Here is a 23,991-nt window from a genome sequence, read left to right on the forward strand (position 1 = left end):
AATGCGTGGAGCTGACGAATACTAATCGGTCGAGGGCTTATCCTAATAAGCAATACACGGAATGATGTCTCACGTTTCGCATCCGGTTTTCAGGGGGCAAGACTCCTTGAACCGCATAAATGATGTTTCTTGGCGGAAACATCGATGGTTTGGTGATAATGGCGGAAGGGAACCACGCGTACCCATCCCGAACACGAACGTTAAGCCTTCCAGCGCCGATGGTACTCGGACCGCAGGGTCCCGGGAGAGTAGGACGTCGCCAAGCCGACAACAGAGNCGTACCCATCCCGAACACGAACGTTAAGCCTTCCAGCGCCGATGGTACTCGGACCGCAGGGTCCCGGGAGAGTAGGACGTCGCCAAGCCGACAACAGAGCGCCCTTGATCGAATCAACGATCAAGGGCGCTTTTTTCGTGTCGATCTAGAACAAGGTGACGAACATGAGCCTAACGGAAACGAATGTCCGCTAAAATGGGCAAGTTTACATAATTCGGCCATTTAACGGAACGCGTTGTCCGCTAACACGGGGTTTTTTCACGATATTTTGACTTTTCAACATATTAGCGGTCATCTTGTTCCGCTAATTCGTAAAATTCCGCCGTTTGCTNCATTTAACGGAACGCGTTGTCCGCTAACACGGGGTTTTTTCACGATATTTTGACTTTTCAACATATTAGCGGTCATCTTGTTCCGCTAATTCGTAAAATTCCGCCGTTTGCTGCGAATTAGCGGACAATGTGTTCCGCTAATTTCGCTCGAAAGCGCATGCCAAGCAAATCATTACGAATGTCAGCCTGCCCCAATGTCCGGACACACGTCCAGAACGAACTGTTTCGCGACTAAATAAGAAACAGTCAACAAAAGATGGCAAACAGATTCAAAGCGTTAAAAATGGCATTTGAATGCGGTTGGCAGAAGCATCGATGGTTTGTGGGCATGGCGAAGGGGAACCACGCGTACCCATCCTGCACACGAACGTAAAGCCTTCCAGCGCCGATGGTATTCGGACCGCAGGGTCCCGAGAGAGTAAGACGTCTCCAATCCGACAACAGAGCTCAAAAACTGACCTTATTTGAACTCATAGAATCAATAATTGACTTTAACCGGCGGGAAGCCGAGAAACGAGCGCCATTTTGAGCCGTTTAAGCTCAAATAATGACATTAACCGACTAAGATGCGGCAAAGCATCGTTCATAAGCTCACGAATTGAGCTTATGCGATAAGATAGCATCAAATATTGAACTAACGTCGATGGTACATGGACCACAGCTGCCTGTGGAATCAGACGCTGCCAAGCAGACAACAGTGCGCCCACCCTGAAGTGATTACGATCATGGAGGGTTATTGTTCCAGCATATTCGCGGACAACGGATCCGTAATTCTATAGCCGAAAATGTCACAAATAAGGAACCTTATGTCCGTATTTTCTTGAGCCGCAACCATGTAATCGTACATAGATCACTACCGTATTTGGAATCCCAATTTTGTACTCATTGTGACTTCCTTGAATCTTCATATCCACTCTGATACTATGGCAATAATATCTTTCTAGAGGGCCCCCAAAAAAGGCGATCGATTGTTATATTGAGGAGGATCTGTTTTGAGCTGGGAAACGAAATTTGCAAAAGAAGGCTTAACCTTTGACGATGTGTTGCTGCTTCCGCGCAGGTCTGAAGTATTGCCGAGAGATGTGGATGTTTCCACACAAATGACGCCGAAGCTGAAATTAAACATTCCGTTAATCAGCGCCGGGATGGACACGGTAACGGAATCGAAGCTCGCCATTGCGATCGCCCGTGAAGGCGGAATCGGCATTATCCATAAGAATATGTCCGTTGCTCAACAAGCGGAAGAAGTGGACCGGGTAAAGCGCTCGGAGAGCGGCGTTATAACGAACCCGTTCTCTCTTACTCCGGAGCATCATGTGTATGACGCGGAAGAGCTGATGGGCAAGTATCGAATTTCCGGCGTTCCGATTGTCGACAACAACAACAAGCTCGTCGGCATTATAACGAATCGCGACCTTCGTTTCGTTCATGATTACTCGATTTTGATTAAAGAGGTCATGACAAAGGAAAATTTGGTTACCGCTCCGGTCGGCACTACGCTGCAAGAGGCGGAGGTCATTCTGCAGAAGCATAAGATCGAGAAGCTTCCATTGGTCGACGAGAATTATCAGCTGAAGGGTCTTATCACCATTAAGGATATCGAGAAGGCGATTCAGTTCCCGAACGCGGCGAAAGACCAGCAAGGGCGTCTCGTCGTAGGCGCCGCGGTCGGAATCGGCAAAGACACGTTCGAAAGAGCTGCGGCGCTTGTCGCCGCGGAGGTCGATATGCTGGTCGTCGATTCGGCGCACGGACATCACGTGAACATCATCGAAACGGTCCGCAAATTGCGCCAGCTATATCCGGAGCTTACGATCGTAGCCGGAAACGTTGCAACCGGAGGAGCGACCAGGGATCTCATCGAGGCAGGCGCTTCGATCGTGAAGGTGGGCATCGGACCGGGTTCGATTTGTACGACACGCGTAATCGCCGGGATCGGCGTACCGCAAGTTACGGCTATTTACGATTGTGCATCCGTTGCAAAGGAGTATAACGTTCCGATCATTGCCGACGGCGGCATTAAATATTCAGGCGATATCTCTAAGGCGATCGCGGCAGGCGCGAACGCGGTCATGATCGGAAGTCTCTTTGCAGGAACGGAAGAGAGCCCGGGGGAATCGGAAATTTTCCAAGGTCGGCGCTTTAAGGTTTATCGCGGCATGGGCTCCATCGGAGCGATGAAAGAGGGCAGCAAAGACAGATATTTCCAAGAAAATGAAACAAAGCTGGTTCCGGAAGGAATTGAAGGACGGGTTCCTTACAAAGGGCCGCTTAAGGATTCGATACATCAATTAATCGGCGGCCTGCGCGCAGGAATGGGCTACTGCGGCACGAAAAACATTGAGGAGCTGCGCAATGAGACGCAGTTTATCCGCATTACGGGCGCCGGTCTCCGCGAGAGCCATCCGCACGACGTGCAGATTACGAAGGAAGCGCCGAACTATTCGCTTTAACGACTAATGAGCAGAGCCAGCCGGTTCTGCTCATTCCTTTTTTCGGCATAAGTCTTTCGCTTCTTTTTGGCTCGTCCATTGTTATGATACAATAGTGGAATGAACGAGAATTAAATGGGTGAAGGAGAAGAAATAATGTTGGGGAAACGCACCGGTCGATTGGCCGCCATTTTATCGTGTTCGTTATTAGTGCAAGGATTGTTCGCCGGAGCGCCGCAAGCGAATGCTGCAGAGTCCGCTGATCTTGGACTTAACGTAAAAGCAGCTATCCTAATGGACGCTTCCACCGGGCAAGTCTTGTACGCATTTAACGAGGACGAACCTCGGCCTCCTGCAAGCATGGCAAAGATGATGACGGAATATTTGGTTATGGAAAAGATCGAAGAAGGCAAAATCAGCTGGGACGATCAAGTGTTTACATCGAAGAACGCCGCCGATTCGATCGGTTCCGGCCAAATGATGGCGGAAGGCAAGTCGTACCCGTTACGTAAAGTGTTTGAGGCATTATCCATATATTCGGGGAATGACGCCGCGGTCGCGCTTGCTGAGCATATTGCCGGTACACAGGATGAATTCGCCAAGATGATGAATGCTAAGGCCGATGAGATCGGATTGTCGGACGGCGCGCATTTTATCAATGCCACGGGATTGGATCGCAAGGATATGGTGGAGGAGCCTTCGATCGAGGGCGAGACGCGGATGAGCGCGAAGGATGCGGCCATTTTGGCTAGACATATTTTGACCGAGCACCCGGATGTACTTGAAATTACGAAAATCCCGCAAAAAAAGTTCGAGGAAACCGATAAATACCCGATGGTGAACTGGAACTGGATGCTTGAAGGGAATAAGGATAATAAAAACTTAAAACAATATGCGTATGAAGGCTTGGACGGTTTGAAAACAGGTTCCACCAAAGCGGCGGGTTACTGCTTTACCGGCACCGCGATGCGTAACGGCATGCGATTGATCAGCGTCGTAATGGGCGCAGGCTCCGAGAGCGCTCGGTTTAACGAAACACGCAAAGTTTTGGATTACGGCTTTAACAATTTTGAATTGAAGACGGTGCTTGTAGCCAAGACGGAGCACCCTGAAATTAAAACGGTCCACATTAAAAACGCTGCAAAACGCGATGTGCCCGTTGTGATCGGGGAAGGCCTGGAGGTTGTCGGCAAAAAAGGCGAGGACGCGCTGGAAGCGGTCGGCTACGAATTGTTTGACGAATCGAAGCTTAAGGCGCCTATGCAAGCCGGAGACCAAGTCGGGGTCGTTACTGTAAAATATGCGGGCAACGATTATCAAGTGCCGTTGATTGTGAATGAGGATGTTGAAAAGGCCGGTTGGTTCAAGAGTTTGATGCGCGGGATCGGCGACTTTTTCTCCAACTTGTTCTCAGGAATTGTAGGCTTGTTCGGATAAGGAATTCATTTGCTATAAACCGAGCGAATAATGTAATATTATATGTTAGTAATTATCGTTAATTCAGAGGATAACCGGGGGGTTGGACATATGGAAACAGGTACTTCTCGCGTAAAGCGGGGCATGGCCGAAATGCAAAAGGGCGGCGTCATTATGGACGTAATGAATGCGGAGCAAGCCAAAATCGCGGAAGCGGCAGGCGCGTCGGCGGTAATGGCGCTCGAGCGCGTTCCCGCTGATATTCGCGCTGCCGGCGGCGTAGCCCGTATGGCGGATCCGACAATCGTCGAGGAAGTGACGAAGGTCGTATCGATTCCGGTTATGGCGAAGGCTCGGATCGGACATTATGTCGAAGCGAAGGTGCTTGAGGCGCTTGGCGTTGACTATATCGACGAAAGCGAAGTTTTGACGCCGGCCGACGAAGTGTTCCACATTAACAAGAATGAATTTACGGTTCCGTTCGTATGCGGGGCCAGAGATTTGGGCGAGGCGCTCCGACGGATCGGCGAAGGCGCATCGATGATTCGTACGAAGGGTGAGCCGGGTACGGGCAATATCGTCGAAGCGGTACGCCATATGCGCATGATCGTCGGCCAAATTCGTAAGGTACAAGGCATGTCCAAGGACGAGCTGATGGCCGAAGCGAAAAATTTGGGAGCTCCGTACGATTTGCTGCTCTACGTTCACGAGAACGGAAAGCTTCCGGTTGTGAATTTCGCAGCCGGCGGCGTAGCGACTCCGGCCGATGCGGCGCTGATGATGCACCTTGGAGCTGACGGGGTATTCGTCGGTTCGGGAATTTTCAAATCCGACAACCCTGAGAAGTTTGCCAAAGCGATCGTTGAAGCGACAACGCATTATACGGATTACGGCTTGATCGCAAACCTTTCCAAGAACTTGGGTACGCCGATGAAGGGCATCGAAATTTCCAAGCTGGAAACGAATCAAAGGATGCAAGAGCGGGGTTGGTAAAACTCCCCGCTTTTTCGCATATAAGGACGGAAAGCGAGAGTGACGGTCATGAAAATCGGTGTTTTATCCTTGCAAGGCGCCGTTGCTGAGCATATTCGCATGATTGAGGCGGGGGGAGCAACCGGGGTTGCCGTCAAACGCAAGGAACAGCTAGACGAGCTGGACGGACTCATTATTCCCGGCGGCGAAAGCACGACGATCGGCAAATTAATGCGCACGTACGGGTTTATCGATGCCATTCGGCAGTTTTCCGAACAAAAAAAACCGATCTTCGGCACCTGCGCCGGGTTGATCGTATTGGCAAAGCAATTAAGCAGCGGCGAAGAGCCTCACCTTGGACTGCTTGATATAACGGTTTCCCGCAACGCGTTCGGAAGGCAGCGGGAAAGCTTCGAGGTCGACCTCCCGATGAAGGGCTGGGACAAGCCGATTCGGGCTGTATTTATCCGCGCTCCGCTCATTGAGAAGGTGGAAAGTCCGGTTGACGTTTTGGCCACATACGGTGACGGCATTGTAGCGGTTCGGGAAGGCCATTTGCTCGGAACGTCGTTCCACCCCGAGCTTACGGACGATACGGGAATGCATGAGTATTTTATAAAAATGGTGCGGGAATACGCCGCATCGACTGGTAGCCGCTAAGGAGGTCACGTTTCCATTGCTCGACATAAAATTGCTGCGTAATGATCCTGACAAAGTAAAACAATCGTTGATCAACCGGGGCAAGTCGTTGGACGATATTTCGGCGTTCGACACGCTGGACGTGAAAAGACGAAGCCTTATTCAAGAAAGCGAAGCGTTAAAAAACCGCCGAAATACGGTGTCCCAAGAAGTCGCGCAAAAGAAAAAAGCAGGAGAAGACGCAGAAGCGCTCATTCTTGAAATGCGTGAAGTCGCCGACCGGATTAAGACATTGGACGACGAAATCCGCGTGCTGGATACGGAGCTGGATTCGCTGCTGCTGGCCATTCCTAACGTGGTGCACGAATCGGTCCCGATCGGAAAATCCGAAGAGGAGAACGTAGAAGTTCGGAAGCACGGAGTTCCGCGGGAGTTTTCTTTTGAGCCGAAGCCTCATTGGGAGATTGCTCAAGATTTGGGGATTGTCGATTTCGAGGCTGCAGGAAAAGTTACCGGTTCGCGGTTCGTGTTTTACAAAGGATTAGGGGCGCGTTTAGAGCGTGCTCTAATCAATTTTATGCTTGATCTTCATACATGCGAGCACGGCTATACCGAAATGGTCCCGCCGATGATCGTCAACCGTGACAGCTTGACGGGTACCGGACAGCTTCCGAAATTCGCGGAGGATGTTTTTAAGCTCGAAAATTTGGATTATTTCCTCGTGCCTACCGCCGAGGTGCCGGTGACGAACTATCATCGGGAGGAAATTTTGTCCGCGGACGATTTGCCGAAGTATTATACGGCGTATAGCGCGTGTTTCCGTTCGGAGGCGGGTTCGGCCGGACGGGATACGAGGGGCTTGATTCGTCTCCACCAATTCAACAAGGTCGAGCTCGTAAAGCTCTCGCTCCCGGAAAATTCTTACGATGAGCTTGAGAAGATGACGACCGACGCTGAGAAGGTTTTGCAGGTTCTTGGGCTGCCGTATCGCGTCTTGGCGCTCTGTACGGGGGATATCGGCTTCTCCGCAGCCAAAACGTACGATCTGGAGGTTTGGCTGCCGAGCGGGGGGTCTTACCGCGAAATTTCGTCCTGCAGCAATACGGAGGACTTTCAGGCGCGTCGTGCGGGCATCCGTTTCCGCCGCGATCCGAAGTCGAAGCCGGAGTTCGTGCATACGTTGAACGGTTCGGGATTGGCTGTGGATCGTACGATCGCGGCGATTCTGGAAAATTACCAGCAGGAGGACGGCAGCGTCCTGATTCCTGAAGCATTGCAGCCTTATATGCGCGGAGCGACGAGGATTACCAATAAGTAATCATTGTCATTCGCTTGCGGGTTGTGATACAATGCTTGTTGTCGTCGGCTTTTTGGCCGATTGGACCGGATTTGCCGGTTCGCGGAGAGGTGGTCGAGTGGTTTAAGGCAGCGGTCTTGAAAACCGCCGTAGTCGTGAGGCTACCGTGGGTTCGAATCCCACCCTCTCCGCCATTATTTTAAATAAAATGAAAATTACATACGAGAGGGCGGGTGAGAACCTGAGAAGTGGGTTCGTCGGAGCATTAGCTTCGTTAGGATCGCTTCGCAGTCTCCAACAGCCGATGTGAATCGGCAGGAGGAGTATCCCACCCTCTCCGCCATTATTTTAAATAAAATGAAAATTACATACGAGAGGGCGGGTGAGAACCTGAGAAGTGGGTTCGTCGGAGCATTAGCTTCGTTAGGATCGCTTCGCAGTCTCCAACAGCCGATGTGAATCGGCAGGAGGAGTATCCCACCCTCTCCGCCATTATTTTAAATAAAATGAAAATTACATACGAGAGGGCGGGTGAGAACCTGAGAAGTGGGTTCGTCGGAGCATTAGCTTCGTTAGGATCGCTTCGCAGTCTCCAACAGCCGATGTGAATCGGCAGGAGGAGTATCCCACCCTCTCCGCCATACATTGAAATAACGACCCTTCGGGGTCGTTATTTTGTTAGTGCGGAAGTCAATGGCAATTTACGAGATTCAAATCATTTCGACAAAATAAGACACATCCCTTACATTATAGGTGAAAAGTCGCAGATGAGAATCGTTTAAGGGAGAGTGTCGGCATGAAAATATCTACCTTATTGAAAACGATCGGTATTTTGTTTTTGGCTTTGTCTTGTGTGCTTATTTATACGGTTCAAATGTTGAAATTCAGTTTTAGCGATGTTCGCACCGCGGTTGCCAGACAAGCGGAATTTAAGCAGCTTGGTTTGGACCTCGCCAACGCTTCGGACTATTTGACGAATGAGGCCAGACAGTACGTACAATTCGGCAATCAAGTCCATTACGACAATTACTGGAAAGAGGTTAATGAAACCAAATCCCGGGATAAAGTCGTCGCTAGGCTAAAAGAACTAAACGCTCCCCAAAGCGAGCTCGATTTAATTGCAAAAGCGAAGGATAATTCCGACGCTTTGGTAAAGACGGAGGATGCCGCAATGAAAGCGGTGGAACAAAACGATTTCGACACCGCCCGCCAGCTGATGTTTGACGATCGATATGAAGCGAACAAAAAAATTATTACGGATCCGATCAATGAGTTCCAGTCAAAAATGAACTCGAGGGCGGAAAATGAAACGAAGGCAGCCGAAAGCCGGTTTTTCTTTTATCTGAATATTACGATTGCCACCATTTTATTAGTGAGCGCTTGTATGATTGCTTCGGTTATATTTCTTTTCCGGAAAATGAAACCGCTTCAAAAAGTAGCCGACAAACTTGTGGAACTGGCGGGAAATGCGGGAGATTTGACCGCAAGACTTGCAATATCCTCTAAAGATGAAATCGGTCAATTGGCACAGGCGTTCGACCGCATGCTCGATAATTACCAAAGCTTCATACGCGACATTGTTAATTCGTCTTACAATTTGTCTGCGGCGACCCAGCAAATATCTTCAGCTACGGAAGAAATCGCAAGCGGCAGCGAAAGTCAGGCCCATGCAGCGCAAACGATCAACCAGCTGATCAAAGAGCTGAGCATCGGCATGGAAACCGTCTCTGCCAATGCAGACGCCGCAGCTTCATTATCGGAGGAAATGACGAAGATCGCCCGTGAAGGGCGGATGGTGATAAATTCGTCGCTTGAAGGCATGAACCGGTTAAGCGGGCAGATGGCCGTTCTGGAGAAAGATTCGGACCGTATTGGGGATATCATCGAAGTAATCGATGAAATCGCGGATCAGACAAATCTGTTGGCGCTCAATGCGGCTATCGAAGCTGCAAGGGCGGGGGAGCAGGGTCGAGGATTCGCCGTTGTTGCGGATGAAGTCCGCAAACTGGCGGAACGCAGCCGTGAAGCAACGAAGCAAATAACAACCATAATTAAAGGAATGCAAGAAAATATGCAGCATAGTGTGACGGCTGTCGGTGAAGCCGTTCAATTTTCGGATCGAAGCGGCGAAGCCTTTGAGTCCATTGCCGATAGGGTAGGCGAAACATCCGATAAAGTTTCGGAAATTGCAGCCGCTGCCCAGGAACAAACCGCACAATCGATGCAAATCTTAGGCTCGGTCGAATCGATCGCCGCAGCCAGCGAAGAAGCGTCGGCGGCCGCCATCGAGACTGCATCCTCTTCCCAATCCTTAGCGAAGTTGGCCGAGCAGCTGCAGCAATCCGTATCGACCTTCAAAGTTTAGCGATATGCATTGAAATAAGGAAGGATAATTCTTATGGAACAATACGTGGAGTTTGGGGTCGGTTCAGAGCGATATGCCGTTCGCATTCAAGATGTTAACGAAATCATAAAAGTACAAAAAATAACACCGTTGCCAAACATCGACCCTTTTATAAAAGGAGTAATAAATTTAAGAGGGAAACTCGTTCCGGTTGTGACGATACACAGCGTATTCGGTTTTCCGGAACCTGAGTATTCCAAATCCACCCGGATCATGGTTATTCATTACAGTGACGAAGCAATCGGGATCGTGGTAGATCATGTAAACAAAGTGACTACATACGAAAATATTCAATCCCCGCCTGAGCAGATCAAAGGTGTACACGGAAGCTTTTTTTCAGGGATCGGTGTTGCGGAAAGCGGGCTTATAGGCCTTCTGAAGCTGGAACAAATATTGTTGAAAAATTAATGGCGATGCATGCAGGTGGGAAAAGCTTCGCACAGCTTGAGTCGTGCATAAAACACCCCCGGATTCCCCAATTTAAAGGGGGAGGTGTTTGCGATGAGCAAGACTGCGGTATTATCCGTCGATCCTCAGAAGCTGGCCGACGCCTGGAACGAGCAGCTTCCCTTCGTATTAAGTCCGTCCGATAAGGCAACGGTTACTCCGGACGAGAAGGACTCCGACGTCCTTCACATTCATGTTACGACTGCCGGCCGGACGCAATACACGTTAGACTTCAAATGCACGTACAAGGACACCCGCGAGGTGCACGTCGAATTTGTCGATGTCGATAACGCGGGCATCCCCGCCAACGAGCAGCGCCAGGTCATTCAAACCTTGATCGAGGACTATATCCGTCACATTCACGAATGCGCACAACGTCTGAAAGGGCTGACGAATCCATGACGAAGGCGAAAAACGGTGTAGACAAAAACCTGCAGAACGTTACGGATGAGCTCGCTCAACCGGAAATCAACTCGTACATGAATATGAAAATGGAGCAGGATAAAGCAGATCGCCGTCATACGGATCGATTAAGTGTAGGATCACAGCGTCACGAAGCGGAACAAAATCACGAATGGGAGAAGTGATCCGCCATGTCCAAAGAAATTTTCACCATAGATCCTCACATAGGCAGCAATCCGGCCAAGGAGAATGCGGGACGCTTTAAGAAAAATCCTCATCAACCCGTAGAACCGCTCTCCGGGTCCAAGAAGGTCAAAAACAGAAACCATTCCAGAGCGAACCACGGTGAAGGATCGTAAAATCAAAAAGAGCCCTTGGCACTCTGACAGATCAGAGCGGCCAAGGGCTTGCTTCACTTATTTCGTAGTTACTACTGAGTTAATCATCGGATAAAATCTCGGTCCGACGCCTTCCGCCGGCTCGCCGTTCGGAATATTCATCGTGTAAAGGTAATAAGCTCCGGTGGACTTCATCAGAATCATATTGCGGGAAAGCGTGGAATCGCTCGAATGGAGGAAAAATTCCGCATGCTCCCGGACGTTCGGATCCCAAATGTTATCTCCTTCTTGAGAAACAACCTCGCCTAACGCATTAAGTCCCGCTTCCGCCGTCTTTCGGATATCGTCTACATTGATATTGGCAGGAAGCTTCTCGATTCGAATGTAATAGTCCGGGAAGTTCTTAAAGAAGATCATATCCTTCCCAGGTTCTTCAGGAGTAAACTCAAAGCCGTCCATCAGATAAAATGCGTAGCCTTGGTCGCTTTTCGTAAGCTTCGAAGCTACTTTTTCCTCATTTCCCTCAACGGTTACCGTGAGTTCCTTCGTTGCAGGCAGGTCGTCCGCATTTACCGCCTCGCCCCCGTCGCTCCCCGCACCGGCGCCAGCGCCTGCTTCCCCGCCGGTCTCATCGGCTGTGCCGTCCGCAGGTTGCTGTTCTCCTCCCGCAGCTCCGTCGGCAGCTTCTCCTGCTTTCCCGTCCTCGGAAACCGCCGGTGTGTCCTCTCCGGGCTGGTCTTTATTGCCCGTATTTCCTCCGGTACATGCCGCCAGTGAAACAGCCAATGCGGCAAGCGCAATGACAAGCTTCCATCGATTCATCAAATTCATCTCATCCGCCTCCTAAAGCGTATCTCTATTTAGGTTGGCCATTATGTCGGCCCCCGATTCAGAGATAATAACGAAATAAGAGACGGAATAGTTGCATTGCAGAAATATGTTACCCTCGCAAAGACGCGTAAACGTTCAAAGTTTCCGAGAGCAGCCGGTCATTGTCCGCTATGATGTAAGGCTCTGTCGCAAGCTGCCGTTCAGGGATTCCTCGGATTGTGACATATTCTTGCTTCAGCCGTTCCGGAACGATGGCGATATCGCTCGACATAATTCCGTAAAACTCCTCCGTAAGGACAAACTTACGCCTTAATATATCCCCCTCCGGAATATTGCCGCTGTCCGCCAGCTCTTGAACAAGCGAGCCGTGAATGGATGTTACGAACGGCAGATCGGCAGGCGTAAGCCGTGCAAGGGCTCGCGATGCAACGGCGTCTTGGCAATGGATTACGTCGTACGCCCTAAGGTCTTCAATTAAATAAGCGGCGGCCAGCTCGAACGTATACCGGTCGATCTCGCGGGAAACAATCCACTTCTCGATTTCTTTATAGTGCATGTCGTAATACATAAGCAATTCTCTCGATATCGGGTCGCGCAGCTTCGCCCTCGGGATAGAGCGGGGATTGTCGGATTGGAGACGATAATGGTTCGAAAAAGCGTCGAAAATGAGTTCGTCCACCTGATGACCGAGCGATTCCAGCCCTTTTTTTAAGGCTTGAATATAGCTGTGTTCATCCTCTTCCGGCGCAGCCCGGGACGACGCCAGCAATATTTTCACACTGATTCCTCCTTACACACGATTACAAAAAAATGACTTGCTATATCGTATTCAGAAGGGCGAATGGCAGGAAGGGCAAATAACCCGGTATTTGCTGACGTAATTATGCGCGCGTCCAATCCGCGGTTCCGCGGATGCATATAATGCAGTAACCCATTGATCCTGATAATGAAAAGGAGGGCAAGAAATGACGACCGAGGCGAAAACGAAAACTTACGCGGTACCGCCCGGCTTTTCAACGCCTTATGACGGTTTATTCGAATTTCGAACGTACGATTTCGGGCATTATTCGTATTTGGACCCTCGCATATGGGGCACTATTATTGAACGTGTGCCAAAAACATACGCCATTTTAGACAACGATGTGGTGGAAAGCTTTCTAAGCGCAAGCGGCATAACGGTGAAGTCGAAACAAGCCATCGATGCCGAATATGAAGCGAAATCCCCAAGAGCAAAGTAAATCGATTCAAAACGAATATTGCCCTTTCGCTCGGTATGCACCGGGAGAAAGGGCAATGCTTTACACGGAACTCTTAAGCTTATGCCGTAAAAGGTCGGCTTTCGTCCATTCCCGCAACGGAAGCGCTTCGGCCGGCTTCGGCGGCTCCGTAGGTTCGGGTACCGGCTGAGCTTGCGGCAAGACAAGCAAGTAATGCGATTGAAGCCGCTTCGGAATTTTTCCCCACATATTATGCTCCGGCTGGATATCGCTGTTTCGGTCCTCCCTTTTTCTACGGCTTGATGTTTGGCTTTTTCGCTCGTCGCGAACTTTTTTTCTGCTCCTTTTGTCCATTCTCAGTCCTCCCTTACTGCCGTTTTAATATCCTATGTGCGATTGCCCGTTGTTGAAATGGTTGAATGTCTCTATGTAAAAACCGGTAAAGAGGCCCCTCGACATCGATTCGAGGGGTTCCAGCGCGTTCGGATAAGGGCAGCAAAGCCGTTATCCTTCTGTGCTTTTCGCTTTCTTCCTCCTTGCTGGCGTCTTGACCTCAGGCAAATGCTTCAAGCTTCTAACGACCGGGCCTTTACAAATGGGACAAGCGGAGACCGCCTCATCATCGGCGAACTCGTCGCGGACCCAAGCTTTGCAGCTCGCATCTTTGCATCCCCAAATTTTGGTCAATACAAGTTTGGGCTTGGTTTGCTCCGGTGGAAGCGTCGTTGTGCTTGTCATATTGCAACCATCCCTCCCTTCAGCCGGATTAGTTTCCCCTTATGAAGACCGCCTCATACGAAAAAAGCCTGCCGTTCTAAAACGGCAGACTGTTCGGACCGATCCAGAAGGAAACGATCGTCAATACGGCAAGATGCGCAGGATAGAACGATCTCCAAAGCCAACGGGGCGCTTGGAGCCGGTAGATCGGGCTGCCGCCGGCGCTTCCGGTCAAGCCGTTCCCGCCGGACGACGGAAACGTGAATGCGAACAAAAACGTCGGCAGCACGCTCCATATTTGCAGGGTATCGGGCGCTTGCAGCCAAAGCAGCGCATTCATGCCCAGATGGCCCGCCCACATCGCTACCCCCTGCGAGTATCTGTACAGCATGATCAGCAGCAAACCGTATGCGCCGTAGTCAAAGTCGATAACGGTCATCAAGACGGAGGCGACGGCGATCCAACCCCATTTGAGTAGCGGGTTCTCGGTTGTCTCCATTCGCTCAATCGCAATGACGGACACGAGAAACGTGCCGATCACGTTGACCGTCCACGTATCGAACAGAAGCATGAACGGCAGCTGGGAAGCGGCGGCAAGGAAGGCAAGCCGCCGAATATAGGCGCGAAGGCTCCGCGTCCGCGACATGCCTATGGCGATGTAATACGCGTAGATCGGAAACGCCAGCCGCCCGATCAGTCTCCATACCGGCGAATCCGGGAACCATACGGCGCCGACGTGGTCTATAAACATCGTGACGATGGCGATCCACTGCATTCTACAAAGCCGAATCGTCGACGCCGGCTAAGTAGCTCCGCGCGGCCTCGATGACCGAGGCGATGCAGCCGTCCTCGAACGGGGATACCAAGCCCGCTTCCTTCACCAGCTCGGTAAACGGCTTGGAGCCGCCGGTGCGGCACAGCTTTACATAATCGGACCAAGCCGCTTCGCGGTTTTCCATCGTGCGCTTCCAGAACTGGAACGCGCAAATTTGGGCGAGCGTGTAGTCGATATAATAGAACGGCGAACGGTAAATATGGCGCTGGAACTGCCAATAACCGCCGCGTTCCAGGAAGTCGTTGCCTTCATAATTGCGGTGCGGCAAATAGACTCGCTCCAGCTCGCGCCATTTCGCTTTGCGTTCGGCCGGAGTCGCCTCGGGATTTTCGTATACCCAGTGCTGAAATTCATCGACCGTAACGCCGTACGGGATGAACTGAAGCGAATGAACGACGTGATAATATTTGAATTTTTCCGTATCCGCTTCAAAAAACAGGTCCATCCAAGGCCATGTGAAAAACTCCATGCTCATCGAATGGATTTCGCATGCTTCCAGCGTCGGCCAGTGATATTCCGGCACTTCGTAGCCCATGCTGTTGTATACCTGGAATGCATGGCCGGCTTCGTGCGTCAGGACGGTGACGTCATGAGCCGTGCCGTTGTAGTTCGCAAAGATGAACGGCGCATTGTGCAGCTGGAAGTAGGTGCAGTAGCCGCCGCCCGCCTTGCCCGGCTTCGATTCGAGGTCCATCAAGTTGTTGTCGAGCATGAAGCGGAAAAACTCGTCGGTTTCTTTGGAAAGCTCCTTGTACATCTTGGCGCCGCGCTCGAGCTGCCACTCAACGCCGCCTTTCGGATGCGCATTGCCGGACGGAAAGTAGTAGTCCATATCGTAGTACATCAGCTTCTCTACGCCGATCCGCGCGCGCTGCCGCTCCCAAAGGCCGGTAACGAACGGAACGAGCTGCTCCCGTACCTGTTTGCGGAAGTTCGCTACCTTCGCGGCGTCGTAATCGGTACGGTTCAACCGGTCGTAGGCTAGGCCCACAAAGCTGTCATAGCCGAGCTTCTTAGCAATGGAGGTACGAACCTTAACCAGCTTATCGTAAACCTCGTCAAGCTTCTCTTCGTTGTCGCGGTAAAACGCCCATCTCGCCTCGGAAGCGCGTTTCCTGACGTCGCGATCGGCGGACTCTACAAACGCAACAATTTGTGAGAGGTTGTATGTACCGCCGTCGAATTCGATCGAAGCCGATGCCAGCAGCTTTACGTAATCGCTGGCGAGCTTGTTTTCCTGCTGAAGCTCCTCCACGATTTCCGGCGAGAATGTGCGGATTTCGGCATCGGCCAGAGCAAACAGATGGCTTCCCCATTTAGTCTCCAGCTCGGCTCTAAACGGCGAGTTAACGAGCGCCCTGTAGTAATCGGAAACGAGTCCTTGCGCAGTCGGGCCCGCTTCGTCGAAGAACGTGCTTTCCGCCTCGTAGAACGGGTCCTTCGTATTGATCGTATGGCGCACATGAGCGATGTTGTCCATGGTGGAAAATTCGGCACGGAGCCGGTTAATTGCGGCCAGCGCTTCATTCTGCGCTTCTGCCGATGTTGCGGAGGAGAAGCGGTTCAGAAGAGACCGAAACTCCGAAACGTATTTCTCCATGTCGGGCCGTTGGTAATGAAAATCTTGAAATTTCATCGAAATATCACTCCTTTATTGGGACTACATGACGATACGCAGCTATTTCTCCATTCCATTTTATAACACGTCCATCGGCGATGCACTTTATTTTTCCAGTCAACGGATTTCGCGAAATAGGGGAAGAAACGCTCATATTATGGTAGAGTATTAGCTAACGGATTGCGTTCATACGGCATGGGATAAATTGTGCGGAACAGGCGTATTCATGTTTGAAAAGCCCCTTACCGGTTTGAAAACAAGGATGTGTTCGAATTGCAAATGTATTTCATTCGGCATGCTCAAGGGGAGCATACCGTAGATTGGCCCCGGTCTCTCGAGACGATTCACCCGTCGCTGACCGCGCTTGGCCGGCAGCAGGCGGGCGCGCTTCGCAGCAAGATGATGCCGAAGGAATCGGATTTGGTAGTGGCCAGTCCCACGATGAGAACGCTCGAGACGGCCGAAATTTTGGCCGCGGGGTCAGGCGCTCCGATTTATGTCACACCGCTCGTCGGTCCTCGGATGTTTCCTCCGGTTACGGATGAGGAAGGACTTGCTACGCTGTTGTGCGATTATATTTTGAGCGCGAAGGCGGTCAAACGGAAATTTCCGCAGGCCGTCATCCTGTACGAGCATTATAAAGGCTTAAGCAACGAAGGCTTGAATCGGATGGATTCGCAGCGGTACGGGGAAGCGGTGGGCACTTTGCTGGAATGGATCCGCATGCAGCGGAGTGAACGCGTTTTCATTGTAAGCCACGACGGGACGATAACGGATTACCGTCAGCGTCTGACGGGCCGCCTGTTGACTAGAGATGATTTCTTAGGCGATGCGGGATATATTAAACTAGAGATGGACTAGGAGGAGGGGTGCGGATGGAGCGCATCGCGGTCATTTCGGACATACACGGCAATATGCCGGCTTTAGAAGCTGTACTTGGCGACATCAGAGAGCGCGGAATCGGCCGTATCGTCTGCCTTGGCGATCTCATCGGCAAAGGCCCGCACTCCGAACGGGCGGTAGATTTGATCCGTGAAAGCTGCGATATTGTCGTGCAAGGAAATTGGGATGAGTTTATTACAAGACCTACCGATAAACCGGATTTGCTGTGGCACCGGGACCGGCTTGGCGAGGAGCGGCTGGCATATTTGAAAAAGCTGCCGTTTTGCGTGGAATTTTGGTGCAGCGGCCGGTTTGTCCGTTTGTTCCATGCCTCGCCCGAAAGCGTGCATAAGCGCATTCAGCCGTGGGATACGGTGCAGACCCGGCTGACGATGTTCGATAATACGGAAAGCACCGGGGTCCCCGAGCATGGAGGGCAGCCGGATGTGATCGGGTACGGAGACGTGCATAATGCGTATGTGCAGCATTTTCCGGGCAGGATGCTGTTTAATGCAGGCAGCGTAGGCAACCCTTTGGAAATTACGCAAGCTTCCTATGCGGTCATCGAAGGGCATTACGAGAGCCGGGAGAACGGTTCGTTCTCCGTATCGCTTGTTCGAGTACCCTACGACATCGAGGAAGCGGTTCGGATGGCGGCGGAAGAGGAAGGAATGCCATTCATGAAGGAATACGTGCAGGAGCTGCGTACGGGCCGTTACCGCGGATTATCGGTTTAAGCGGCTGATCGGAACGAGCATACATAAAATGGTTCGGCATTGCGCATCTTACATCCGAATGGGTTTACCAGACAGGAGGAAAAGAGAATGCGCAAACTGTTCGTATCGGTAATGGCCGCTGCCGTAGCGCTGTCGGCTTATGCAGGGGCAGCGTCGGCGTCGGCGCCGGAGGCTCCGAAGGCTCCGAAGGAAAAGCGCGAGCATCACCACCGCCACGGCGCGTATAAGGGCTCCGTTCATCAAGGCATGTATATGCAGCTGCTGGCTGAAAAATATGCGCCGGAAACGAAGGCGGAGTGGAAGCAAGTGTTTGACGAGCGGAAGCGGTTGTTCGAGCAAATCCGCAGCTTGGACGAGAACAGCCGGGGCGGCGTGCGCGATCGGATGAGACAGCTGTTTGAGGATCGGGAAGGCAAAATGAAGGTCCACATCGAGGCTGTGACCGAATTCACGAAAGCCGTAGAGAACGGAGACGAGAAGAAAATCAAAGAGGCGCTTCCGAAGCTGCTCGCGTCGGAGAAGCAGTTCAACCAAGCGCTGGCGGAAACGTTGAAGAACCCTAATCCTAACCCGAACCCAGGCGCGGGGAAAGGGAAGAAGAAATAGGGTTGATTGCCCCCTCCTTCGAGGGGGTTTTTGTTGCTAACGGAAAGAAATGTCCGCTAATTTGCGGTTGTTTACATAATACCGGCGATTAACGGAACATGTTGTCCGTTAAATTGCGATTTTACACAGGAAATGCGGATTTTTGTGCGGTTAGCGGACAAGCGGTTCCGCTAATTGCTGTTTTTAGGGGCTTTTCGCCAATGTAGCGGTCATTCGGTTCCGTTAGAGGGAGCAGGATGGGGGAGCGCCGCACCATAACAAAAAGCTCCCCTGCCCGACGGACAAGAGAGCTGCGATTGACAATAAAAATATCGAGACGACAGGATTCGAACCTGCGACCTCTTGCTCCCGAAGCAAGCGCTCTACCAAGCTGAGCCACGTCTCGATGATGCCGCGTCGATTTAATGTTTCGCGACGACAACGAATAATTTATCATGTTTTTCGTATGAAATCAAGTGTGTAATTATTTCCGGACGCTGGATGTGGGTCTCATATAAAAATAAATGTAAATTTTTCTATTTTACGAAACCTTTTACTGAATATGGCGTCTATTATCATGCAATTGATATTCATTGACAAATATATTCATCTTATTCCAGGAGGTTGTTGATGATGAAGAAATCGATCGTTGTCATGCTTTCGCTTGTCCTTTTCACACTAGGAACCGGGCTTGTATCCGCGGCTCCGCCCGCACCGGCCGCTAACTCAGATACGACCAGAGACAACCCGATGTTGGCCAGCGTTTTCGCTTTATCAAATACAACGGTAGAATTTGTTTTCACGAAGCCGATTTCTAAAGAAAGTGCGGAGGATGTTAACAATTATACTATTCGTGAAAAATACGGCTTAACGCGCCCTTTTTTGACCATCGTTTCGGCCAAGTTGGTAAAACCGAATACTGTGCTGCTTACTACGTCCAGTCAGAATAGCCAAACACTCTATGAAGCAAACGCCTATGTGATCGGGAAGAACGGAGAGCGCATTATCGGAGGAAATAGCCCTTTTGTAGGCAAGTAAGTAATACTTAACTTAATACCTTGTATACCAATTGCCGGCCCCTTATGGGGCCGTTTTCGTTGAGAAACAAAAAAACCCTTGATTAACAAGGGTTTCACGTTCATATGGTACGCGCCACGGCGGGATTCGAACCCGCGACGCATAGTTTAGGAAACTATCGCTCTATCCTGCTGAGCTACGGGCGCTTGAAGTAAATATAAATCTAACATGAAACGGCGACCGATGCAAGGTGAAAACGCTGGCGAAGCTTCCGGTTCCGTGGAAAAATCCATGCCTAGAACTGGATCGACTTGCTCAACCGCACCGGGTCCATAATAATGATACGCTTCTTGTCTACGGATATGATTCCATCGTCCTGAAGCTCCTGAAGCACCTTAGTCACCGATTCGCGAACCGTTCCCACCATATTCGCGATCTGCTGGTGCGTAAGCTTCAAGTCGATGCGCGTTCCTTCGGGCACTTTCACCCCATATTCCGTCGAAAGACGTTCGATATTTTTTATAATGCGCGACCGGACGTCCAGGAACGTTAAATCGTGAATTTTGTCGTTCGCTTTGCGGAGGCGTTTCATCGTTACCCCCAGCAGCTTCAGGCACAGCTTCGGGCTTCGCACCAGAAATTGAGCGAAATCGTTCCTCGACAGCGTAAAAACCGTGGTGGCATCGATCGTCTCCGCTGTGGCCGAACGGGTGGCGCCGCTCTCGATTAACGCCATTTCTCCGAAAAAATCGCCGTCTCTAAATAACGATAACGTGATTTCCTTCGTTTGGTCGAGCGTTTGCTCGAGGCGGTATATTTTCACGAAGCCGGTGCTGATGACGAACAGCTCTTCGCCGGGGTCCCCCTCGAAGAACAAAATCGTCCCCTTCTTAAACGTGCGCTCCTTGAACAAAGGCGCAATCGCGGCCAATTCTTCGGAATCGAAGTCCTCCAAGATCGGAACGTTCTTCAATAATTTCGTGATATCGTGCATATTCATGCCCCCGACGGAATTCCAGCCTAAAATAAAGGAGCGGCCGCCAATTCCTCCCCAACCCGGTTGATCATTACGCTCAGCTTCTGGGAAAGGTCAATCTCAAAGGGCTTCTGCAGTTCCAGTCCATAGCGGTTTCGTAATATTCGGACGACCGGCCTGTGTTTGCACATCGGATTTACTTTGGATACAATGCCTTGCTCTCCTGTATTCAATGATACACTAACGCCAACTGGGAAAACAGCCACTTTATTTCGAAATAGCTCAACTTTTTCCTTATCGAAAAAGGTTCCCGTATTCGCATACAGCATATCAAGCGCCTCATGAGGCAAAAACGGTTGTTTCCGGTAACATCTCGAATGGGTTAGCGCGACATAAGCGTCGGCAATGCCTACCAGACGGGCAAACGGATGGATCGCCGAACCCTTCAGTCCGAAAGGGTAACCGGAACCGTCCACCCGCTCATGGTGCTGCAATGCGCATTGCGACGCAGCGAAGAGGATTCCGGGTTCCGCCTTCAACAATTGGAAGCCTTGAAGCGTGTGCGTCTGGACCTCCCGGAATTCCTCCGCCGTCAACGGGCCGGGCTTATGGAGAAGCTCCGCAGGGATGCGAAGATTTCCGATATCGTGAAGCAGCGCCCCAAGCGACAATGTATATAAATCATCGCCTTTGTAGCCTTCGATCATGCCCAGCTTGGTCGCATATACGCAGACGTTGACGGAGTTTTGAATAAACATATCGACATTTCGCCCGCCGGGTTGTATCGGGTGATCGGTCATCATGATCCAATCGTCATGCCGGTTGGCCAGATCGCGTATAGCCATCATAATGCTGTCGTGGCAATGCCGGGAAAGAGATAGGGTTCCTTCAGACAAAGAGGAGGGGGCCGTAGAAACGAGATTGCAAATTTTCCGCATCGTATTTACTAGCGCTATTTCGACTCGAATGCTGTCTTCGATGAAGATGTCTTCCGTAAGAGGATCTTCCACATATACGTATTCGTAGCCTAATTGCTGCAGCCTGGAGATAATGTGATGCGTCAATTCCACTCGATAGCCTACAAGCACATGCCCCTCGGCCGTGTAGATCGGGCGGCCCAGCTTCATGCCGGGCAGGCACCTTGCGGTCGGGATCAGTCTCATGGCTAATTTCACCTATGTTCCTAAAATATAACGAGCCTCCGGAAAGCAGACCGGAGGACTCGGTTCATGAGAAACATTATGTCACAATATGGAATCCCGTTTCTGTGTGTTACTCAACAAAAATAATGTGTACTTTTTCACAAAACCATCGGTTTTTCGAATAGCGTTATCGTTACTCCCGGCGCAACCTCGACGCGTTCCTTCTCCTTGAAGCCGTGGCGTTCATAAAGGGTTACCGCGGGAAGGTTGGCAGACCCGGTGGAAACTACGGCTTTGTTTACGCCCGGAACAGACAGGGCGGCAGTGAGCAGCGTATTGGCGATGCCTTTGCGGAACCGCTCGGGGTGAACCATCATCCGATGAATATCGATCGTGCCGCCGTCCATTTTGTAAGCGACCGCTCCGATCAGCCGGTCCCCCTCAAAGCACCCGATAAATTGCTCTCCGCATCCCATCAATGTTTCCACCGTATCAAGCAAGGGAGGAAGCGTTTCAAGTCCGATCAGCTGCGCTTCAATCGGATAAGACAATTGCTGCAGCTCCTGAACGTTTCGGGCGTGCTGCGGATCCGTGATGTCAAAGGGACAGTATGTAAATGTCATTGCGTATCATTCTCCTGTTTTGTTTTTTGGCGAAGCCGCCTAAAGAAATTCGTCAGCATATCGGAACATTCCTCCTGAAGGACGCCGGCCGTTACTTCCGTTTGGTGATTGAAGCGGGATTCCTGCAACAAATTCATCAGCGTTCCGGCGCAGCCCGCTTTCGGATCGGGGGAAGCATAGACGACGCGGCGGATGCGCGATTGGATAATGGCGCCGGCGCACATCGGGCAAGGCTCCAGCGTCACATATAAATCGCAGTCCGTCAGCCGCCAAGCGTCCAGCGAGAGGCTTGCTTCTTTAATGGCGATCATCTCTGCGTGAGCCGTAGGGTCGGCGTTCGTTTCCCTCAGGTTATGGCCGCGGCCGATGATTTGCCCGTCCTTTACGATAACGGCGCCGATCGGCACTTCTGCGATCGCCTCGGCTTTGCGGGCTTCGGCAATCGCTTCGTTCATCCAGCGGATATCTTCGTTTTGGGGATCGTTAAGCATCAAGTGTCATTCCTCTCGGTCCCGGGCTGTGGATAAAAAGGCGAACAAGCATTCTTTTGTTAACATGGTGTGTATAATTATGTGGATAACTTAAAAAAGTCTTGTGGACATGCGCTTCTCATGGTAGTAGTGTATATTGAAAAATGCTCCCAAGCAAATTGTGCTTGTGGACATCCTACTATATAATGTACAAGAAGATTGACGGAAAATAATCGAACGGGAGTTGTGTAGATAGATGGCTTTAAAAGCGGGGATTGTCGGATTGCCGAACGTGGGCAAATCGACGTTGTTTAATGCAATCACACAGGCGGGGGCGGAATCGGCGAACTATCCGTTCTGTACGATCGACCCGAACGTAGGCGTGGTGGAGGTTCCTGATGAACGCCTGCAAGGCTTGGCGAACATTGTGAGCCCGCAGCGGATCGTGCCGACGGCTTTCGAATTTGTGGATATTGCCGGTTTGGTGAAAGGCGCAAGCAAGGGCGAAGGACTCGGAAATAAATTTTTGGCTCATATTCGCGAGGTGGACGCAATCGTTCACGTCGTCCGCTGCTTTGTAGACGAAAATATTACCCACGTGTCCGGCGGCGTCAATCCGCTTAGCGATATTGAGACGATTAATTTGGAGCTTATTTTGGCCGACTTGGAGTCCGTGGAAAAACGGCTGGAGCGCACCAAGAAAAATTTAAAGAGCGGCGACAAAAAATATGCGATCGAGGCCGAGGCGTTGGAGCGGGTCAAAGAAGCGCTTTATAACGACAAGCCGGCGCGCAGCGTCGAGCTCAGCGACGAAGAGCGTCTGCTGCTCCGCGATCTGCATTTGATTACGATGAAGCCTGTGCTGTATGCGGCGAACGTCAGCGAGGAAGAGGCGGCAAATTCCGAAGGGAATCCGTATGTGGCGAAGGTTCGCGAGTTTGCGGCGGCGGAAGGGGCTGAGGTCGTTCCGATCAGTGCCAAGGTGGAGTCGGAAATCGCCGAGCTGGAAGGCGAAGACAAGGCGATGTTCTTGGAGGAGCTGGGCCTTAAAGAATCCGGGTTGGACCGGCTGATTCAGGCTGCTTACAAGCTGCTAGGGTTGTATACTTACTTCACGGCGGGCGTACAAGAGGTTCGCGCATGGACGATTCGTGCGGGTACGAAAGCGCCGGGCGCCGCGGGCGTCATTCATACCGACTTCGAACGCGGCTTTATTCGTGCCGAGGTCGTGAGCTACGATGATCTGATCGCTTGCGGTTCCATGAACGCGGCGAAGGAGAAAGGCTTGCTTCGCCTTGAGGGGAAAGATTACGTGGTGCGCGACGGCGACGTCATGCATTTCCGGTTTAACGTGTAATTGAGTGCGATTGGGATTCAGGCGGTTG

General features: G+C 51.2%; 26 protein-coding genes, 3 tRNA genes and 2 rRNA genes. 19 read left to right on the plus strand and 12 right to left on the minus strand.

Going from position 1 to position 23,991, the window contains the following annotated elements:
• The first annotated feature begins 148 nt into the window (after positions 1-148).
• The 13 genes from rrf (PT964_RS05885) (at position 149) to PT964_RS05945 (ending at position 10,977) form a co-directional block, all read left to right on the plus strand.
• A 5S ribosomal RNA gene (rrf, locus tag PT964_RS05885) occupies positions 149-265 on the plus strand.
• A 662-nt stretch (positions 266-927) separates the two neighbouring features.
• A 5S ribosomal RNA gene (gene rrf, locus PT964_RS05890) occupies positions 928-1,044 on the plus strand.
• Positions 1,045-1,601: 557 nt separating this feature from the next.
• Positions 1,602-3,062: an IMP dehydrogenase gene (guaB, locus tag PT964_RS05895; RefSeq protein ID WP_274362412.1), complete on the plus strand. Its 1,461-nt coding sequence runs from the start codon at positions 1,602-1,604 to the stop codon at positions 3,060-3,062.
• A 135-nt stretch (positions 3,063-3,197) separates the two neighbouring features.
• Positions 3,198-4,478: a D-alanyl-D-alanine carboxypeptidase family protein gene (locus tag PT964_RS05900; RefSeq protein WP_274362413.1), complete on the plus strand. Its 1,281-nt coding sequence runs from the start codon at positions 3,198-3,200 to the stop codon at positions 4,476-4,478.
• A 90-nt stretch (positions 4,479-4,568) separates the two neighbouring features.
• Positions 4,569-5,450 carry a pyridoxal 5'-phosphate synthase lyase subunit PdxS gene (gene pdxS, locus PT964_RS05905; protein ID WP_274362414.1) on the plus strand — a complete coding sequence of 294 codons (882 nt, stop codon included), beginning with the start codon at positions 4,569-4,571 and terminating at the stop codon, positions 5,448-5,450.
• A gap of 48 nt (positions 5,451-5,498) precedes the next feature.
• Positions 5,499-6,089, plus strand: coding sequence for a pyridoxal 5'-phosphate synthase glutaminase subunit PdxT (pdxT, locus tag PT964_RS05910; RefSeq protein ID WP_274362415.1), 591 nt, complete (start codon positions 5,499-5,501; stop codon positions 6,087-6,089).
• 16 nt (positions 6,090-6,105) lie between these two features.
• Entirely contained in the window at positions 6,106-7,386 is a 1,281-nt protein-coding gene (gene serS / locus PT964_RS05915; RefSeq protein WP_274362416.1) for a serine--tRNA ligase, read from the plus strand.
• Positions 7,387-7,469: 83 nt separating this feature from the next.
• Positions 7,470-7,559, plus strand: a tRNA-Ser gene (locus PT964_RS05920).
• 602 nt (positions 7,560-8,161) lie between these two features.
• Positions 8,162-9,730, plus strand: a complete 1,569-nt coding sequence (locus tag PT964_RS05925; protein WP_274362417.1) for a methyl-accepting chemotaxis protein — start codon at positions 8,162-8,164, stop codon at positions 9,728-9,730.
• 33 nt (positions 9,731-9,763) lie between these two features.
• A complete protein-coding gene (locus tag PT964_RS05930; RefSeq protein ID WP_274362418.1) occupies positions 9,764-10,177 on the plus strand; it encodes a chemotaxis protein CheW in 414 nt (137 codons plus the stop codon).
• Positions 10,178-10,270: 93 nt separating this feature from the next.
• Entirely contained in the window at positions 10,271-10,618 is a 348-nt protein-coding gene (locus PT964_RS05935) for a hypothetical protein (protein WP_274362419.1), read from the plus strand.
• Positions 10,615-10,803 carry a hypothetical protein gene (locus tag PT964_RS05940; protein ID WP_274362420.1) on the plus strand — a complete coding sequence of 63 codons (189 nt, stop codon included), beginning with the start codon at positions 10,615-10,617 and terminating at the stop codon, positions 10,801-10,803. The genes PT964_RS05935 and PT964_RS05940 overlap by 4 nt, the downstream gene beginning before the upstream one ends.
• 6 nt (positions 10,804-10,809) lie before the next feature.
• Positions 10,810-10,977 (plus strand): small acid-soluble spore protein P, encoded by a 168-nt coding sequence (locus PT964_RS05945; protein ID WP_274362421.1) that lies wholly within the window; start codon positions 10,810-10,812, stop codon positions 10,975-10,977.
• Positions 10,978-11,034: 57 nt separating this feature from the next.
• On the opposite strand, the gene PT964_RS05950 is transcribed toward PT964_RS05945, so the two are convergent.
• Positions 11,035-11,787, minus strand: coding sequence for a hypothetical protein (locus PT964_RS05950; RefSeq protein WP_274362422.1), 753 nt, complete (start codon positions 11,785-11,787; stop codon positions 11,035-11,037).
• A gap of 109 nt (positions 11,788-11,896) precedes the next feature.
• Positions 11,897-12,565, minus strand: coding sequence for a glycosyltransferase family 4 protein (locus PT964_RS05955; protein ID WP_274362423.1), 669 nt, complete (start codon positions 12,563-12,565; stop codon positions 11,897-11,899).
• Positions 12,566-12,752: 187 nt separating this feature from the next.
• On the opposite strand from PT964_RS05955, the gene PT964_RS05960 reads away from it, so the two are divergent.
• Positions 12,753-13,025 (plus strand): hypothetical protein, encoded by a 273-nt coding sequence (locus tag PT964_RS05960; protein ID WP_274362424.1) that lies wholly within the window; start codon positions 12,753-12,755, stop codon positions 13,023-13,025.
• A gap of 60 nt (positions 13,026-13,085) precedes the next feature.
• Here the strand turns inward: PT964_RS05960 and PT964_RS05965 are convergent, their stop codons facing one another.
• From PT964_RS05965 to PT964_RS05980, 4 genes are all read right to left on the minus strand, one after another.
• On the minus strand, positions 13,086-13,358 hold the full coding sequence (locus PT964_RS05965; RefSeq protein ID WP_274362425.1) for a hypothetical protein: 273 nt from the start codon (positions 13,356-13,358) through the stop codon (positions 13,086-13,088).
• 150 nt (positions 13,359-13,508) lie between these two features.
• On the minus strand, positions 13,509-13,742 hold the full coding sequence (locus tag PT964_RS05970) for a cold-inducible protein YdjO-related protein (RefSeq protein ID WP_274362426.1): 234 nt from the start codon (positions 13,740-13,742) through the stop codon (positions 13,509-13,511).
• A 76-nt stretch (positions 13,743-13,818) separates the two neighbouring features.
• Positions 13,819-14,496: a TraX family protein gene (locus PT964_RS05975; protein WP_274362427.1), complete on the minus strand. Its 678-nt coding sequence runs from the start codon at positions 14,494-14,496 to the stop codon at positions 13,819-13,821.
• Between the two features lies 1 nt (position 14,497).
• A complete protein-coding gene (locus PT964_RS05980) occupies positions 14,498-16,192 on the minus strand; it encodes a M3 family oligoendopeptidase (protein WP_274362428.1) in 1,695 nt (564 codons plus the stop codon).
• Between the two features lie 261 nt (positions 16,193-16,453).
• On the opposite strand from PT964_RS05980, the gene PT964_RS05985 reads away from it, so the two are divergent.
• The 3 genes from PT964_RS05985 (at position 16,454) to PT964_RS05995 (ending at position 18,399) form a co-directional block, all read left to right on the plus strand.
• Entirely contained in the window at positions 16,454-17,035 is a 582-nt protein-coding gene (locus PT964_RS05985; protein ID WP_274362583.1) for a histidine phosphatase family protein, read from the plus strand.
• A gap of 14 nt (positions 17,036-17,049) precedes the next feature.
• On the plus strand, positions 17,050-17,793 hold the full coding sequence (locus PT964_RS05990; RefSeq protein WP_274362429.1) for a metallophosphoesterase family protein: 744 nt from the start codon (positions 17,050-17,052) through the stop codon (positions 17,791-17,793).
• A gap of 87 nt (positions 17,794-17,880) precedes the next feature.
• A complete protein-coding gene (locus tag PT964_RS05995; protein ID WP_274362430.1) occupies positions 17,881-18,399 on the plus strand; it encodes a hypothetical protein in 519 nt (172 codons plus the stop codon).
• A gap of 311 nt (positions 18,400-18,710) precedes the next feature.
• On the opposite strand, the gene PT964_RS06000 is transcribed toward PT964_RS05995, so the two are convergent.
• Positions 18,711-18,784, minus strand: a tRNA-Pro gene (locus PT964_RS06000).
• A 227-nt stretch (positions 18,785-19,011) separates the two neighbouring features.
• On the opposite strand from PT964_RS06000, the gene PT964_RS06005 reads away from it, so the two are divergent.
• A complete protein-coding gene (locus tag PT964_RS06005; RefSeq protein ID WP_274362431.1) occupies positions 19,012-19,416 on the plus strand; it encodes a hypothetical protein in 405 nt (134 codons plus the stop codon).
• 110 nt (positions 19,417-19,526) lie between these two features.
• On the opposite strand, the gene PT964_RS06010 is transcribed toward PT964_RS06005, so the two are convergent.
• The 5 genes from PT964_RS06010 to tadA form a co-directional block, all read right to left on the minus strand.
• Positions 19,527-19,601, minus strand: a tRNA-Arg gene (locus PT964_RS06010).
• An 89-nt stretch (positions 19,602-19,690) separates the two neighbouring features.
• Positions 19,691-20,389, minus strand: a complete 699-nt coding sequence (locus PT964_RS06015; RefSeq protein WP_274362432.1) for a Crp/Fnr family transcriptional regulator — start codon at positions 20,387-20,389, stop codon at positions 19,691-19,693.
• A 26-nt stretch (positions 20,390-20,415) separates the two neighbouring features.
• Positions 20,416-21,534 carry an HD-GYP domain-containing protein gene (locus PT964_RS06020; protein WP_274362433.1) on the minus strand — a complete coding sequence of 373 codons (1,119 nt, stop codon included), beginning with the start codon at positions 21,532-21,534 and terminating at the stop codon, positions 20,416-20,418.
• Positions 21,535-21,671: 137 nt separating this feature from the next.
• Positions 21,672-22,136 carry a GNAT family N-acetyltransferase gene (locus PT964_RS06025; RefSeq protein WP_274362434.1) on the minus strand — a complete coding sequence of 155 codons (465 nt, stop codon included), beginning with the start codon at positions 22,134-22,136 and terminating at the stop codon, positions 21,672-21,674.
• Positions 22,133-22,627 carry a tRNA adenosine(34) deaminase TadA gene (gene tadA, locus PT964_RS06030; protein ID WP_274362584.1) on the minus strand — a complete coding sequence of 165 codons (495 nt, stop codon included), beginning with the start codon at positions 22,625-22,627 and terminating at the stop codon, positions 22,133-22,135. Before tadA ends, PT964_RS06025 begins: the two co-directional genes overlap by 4 nt.
• Positions 22,628-22,862: 235 nt before the next feature.
• Between tadA and ychF the strand changes: the two genes are divergently transcribed.
• On the plus strand, positions 22,863-23,963 hold the full coding sequence (ychF, locus tag PT964_RS06035; protein ID WP_274362435.1) for a redox-regulated ATPase YchF: 1,101 nt from the start codon (positions 22,863-22,865) through the stop codon (positions 23,961-23,963).
• Positions 23,964-23,991: the final 28 nt, after the last annotated feature.

It is taken from the genome of Paenibacillus thermotolerans, assembly GCF_028745515.1.
Lineage (GTDB): Bacteria > Bacillota > Bacilli > Paenibacillales > YIM-B00363 > Paenibacillus_AE > Paenibacillus_AE thermotolerans.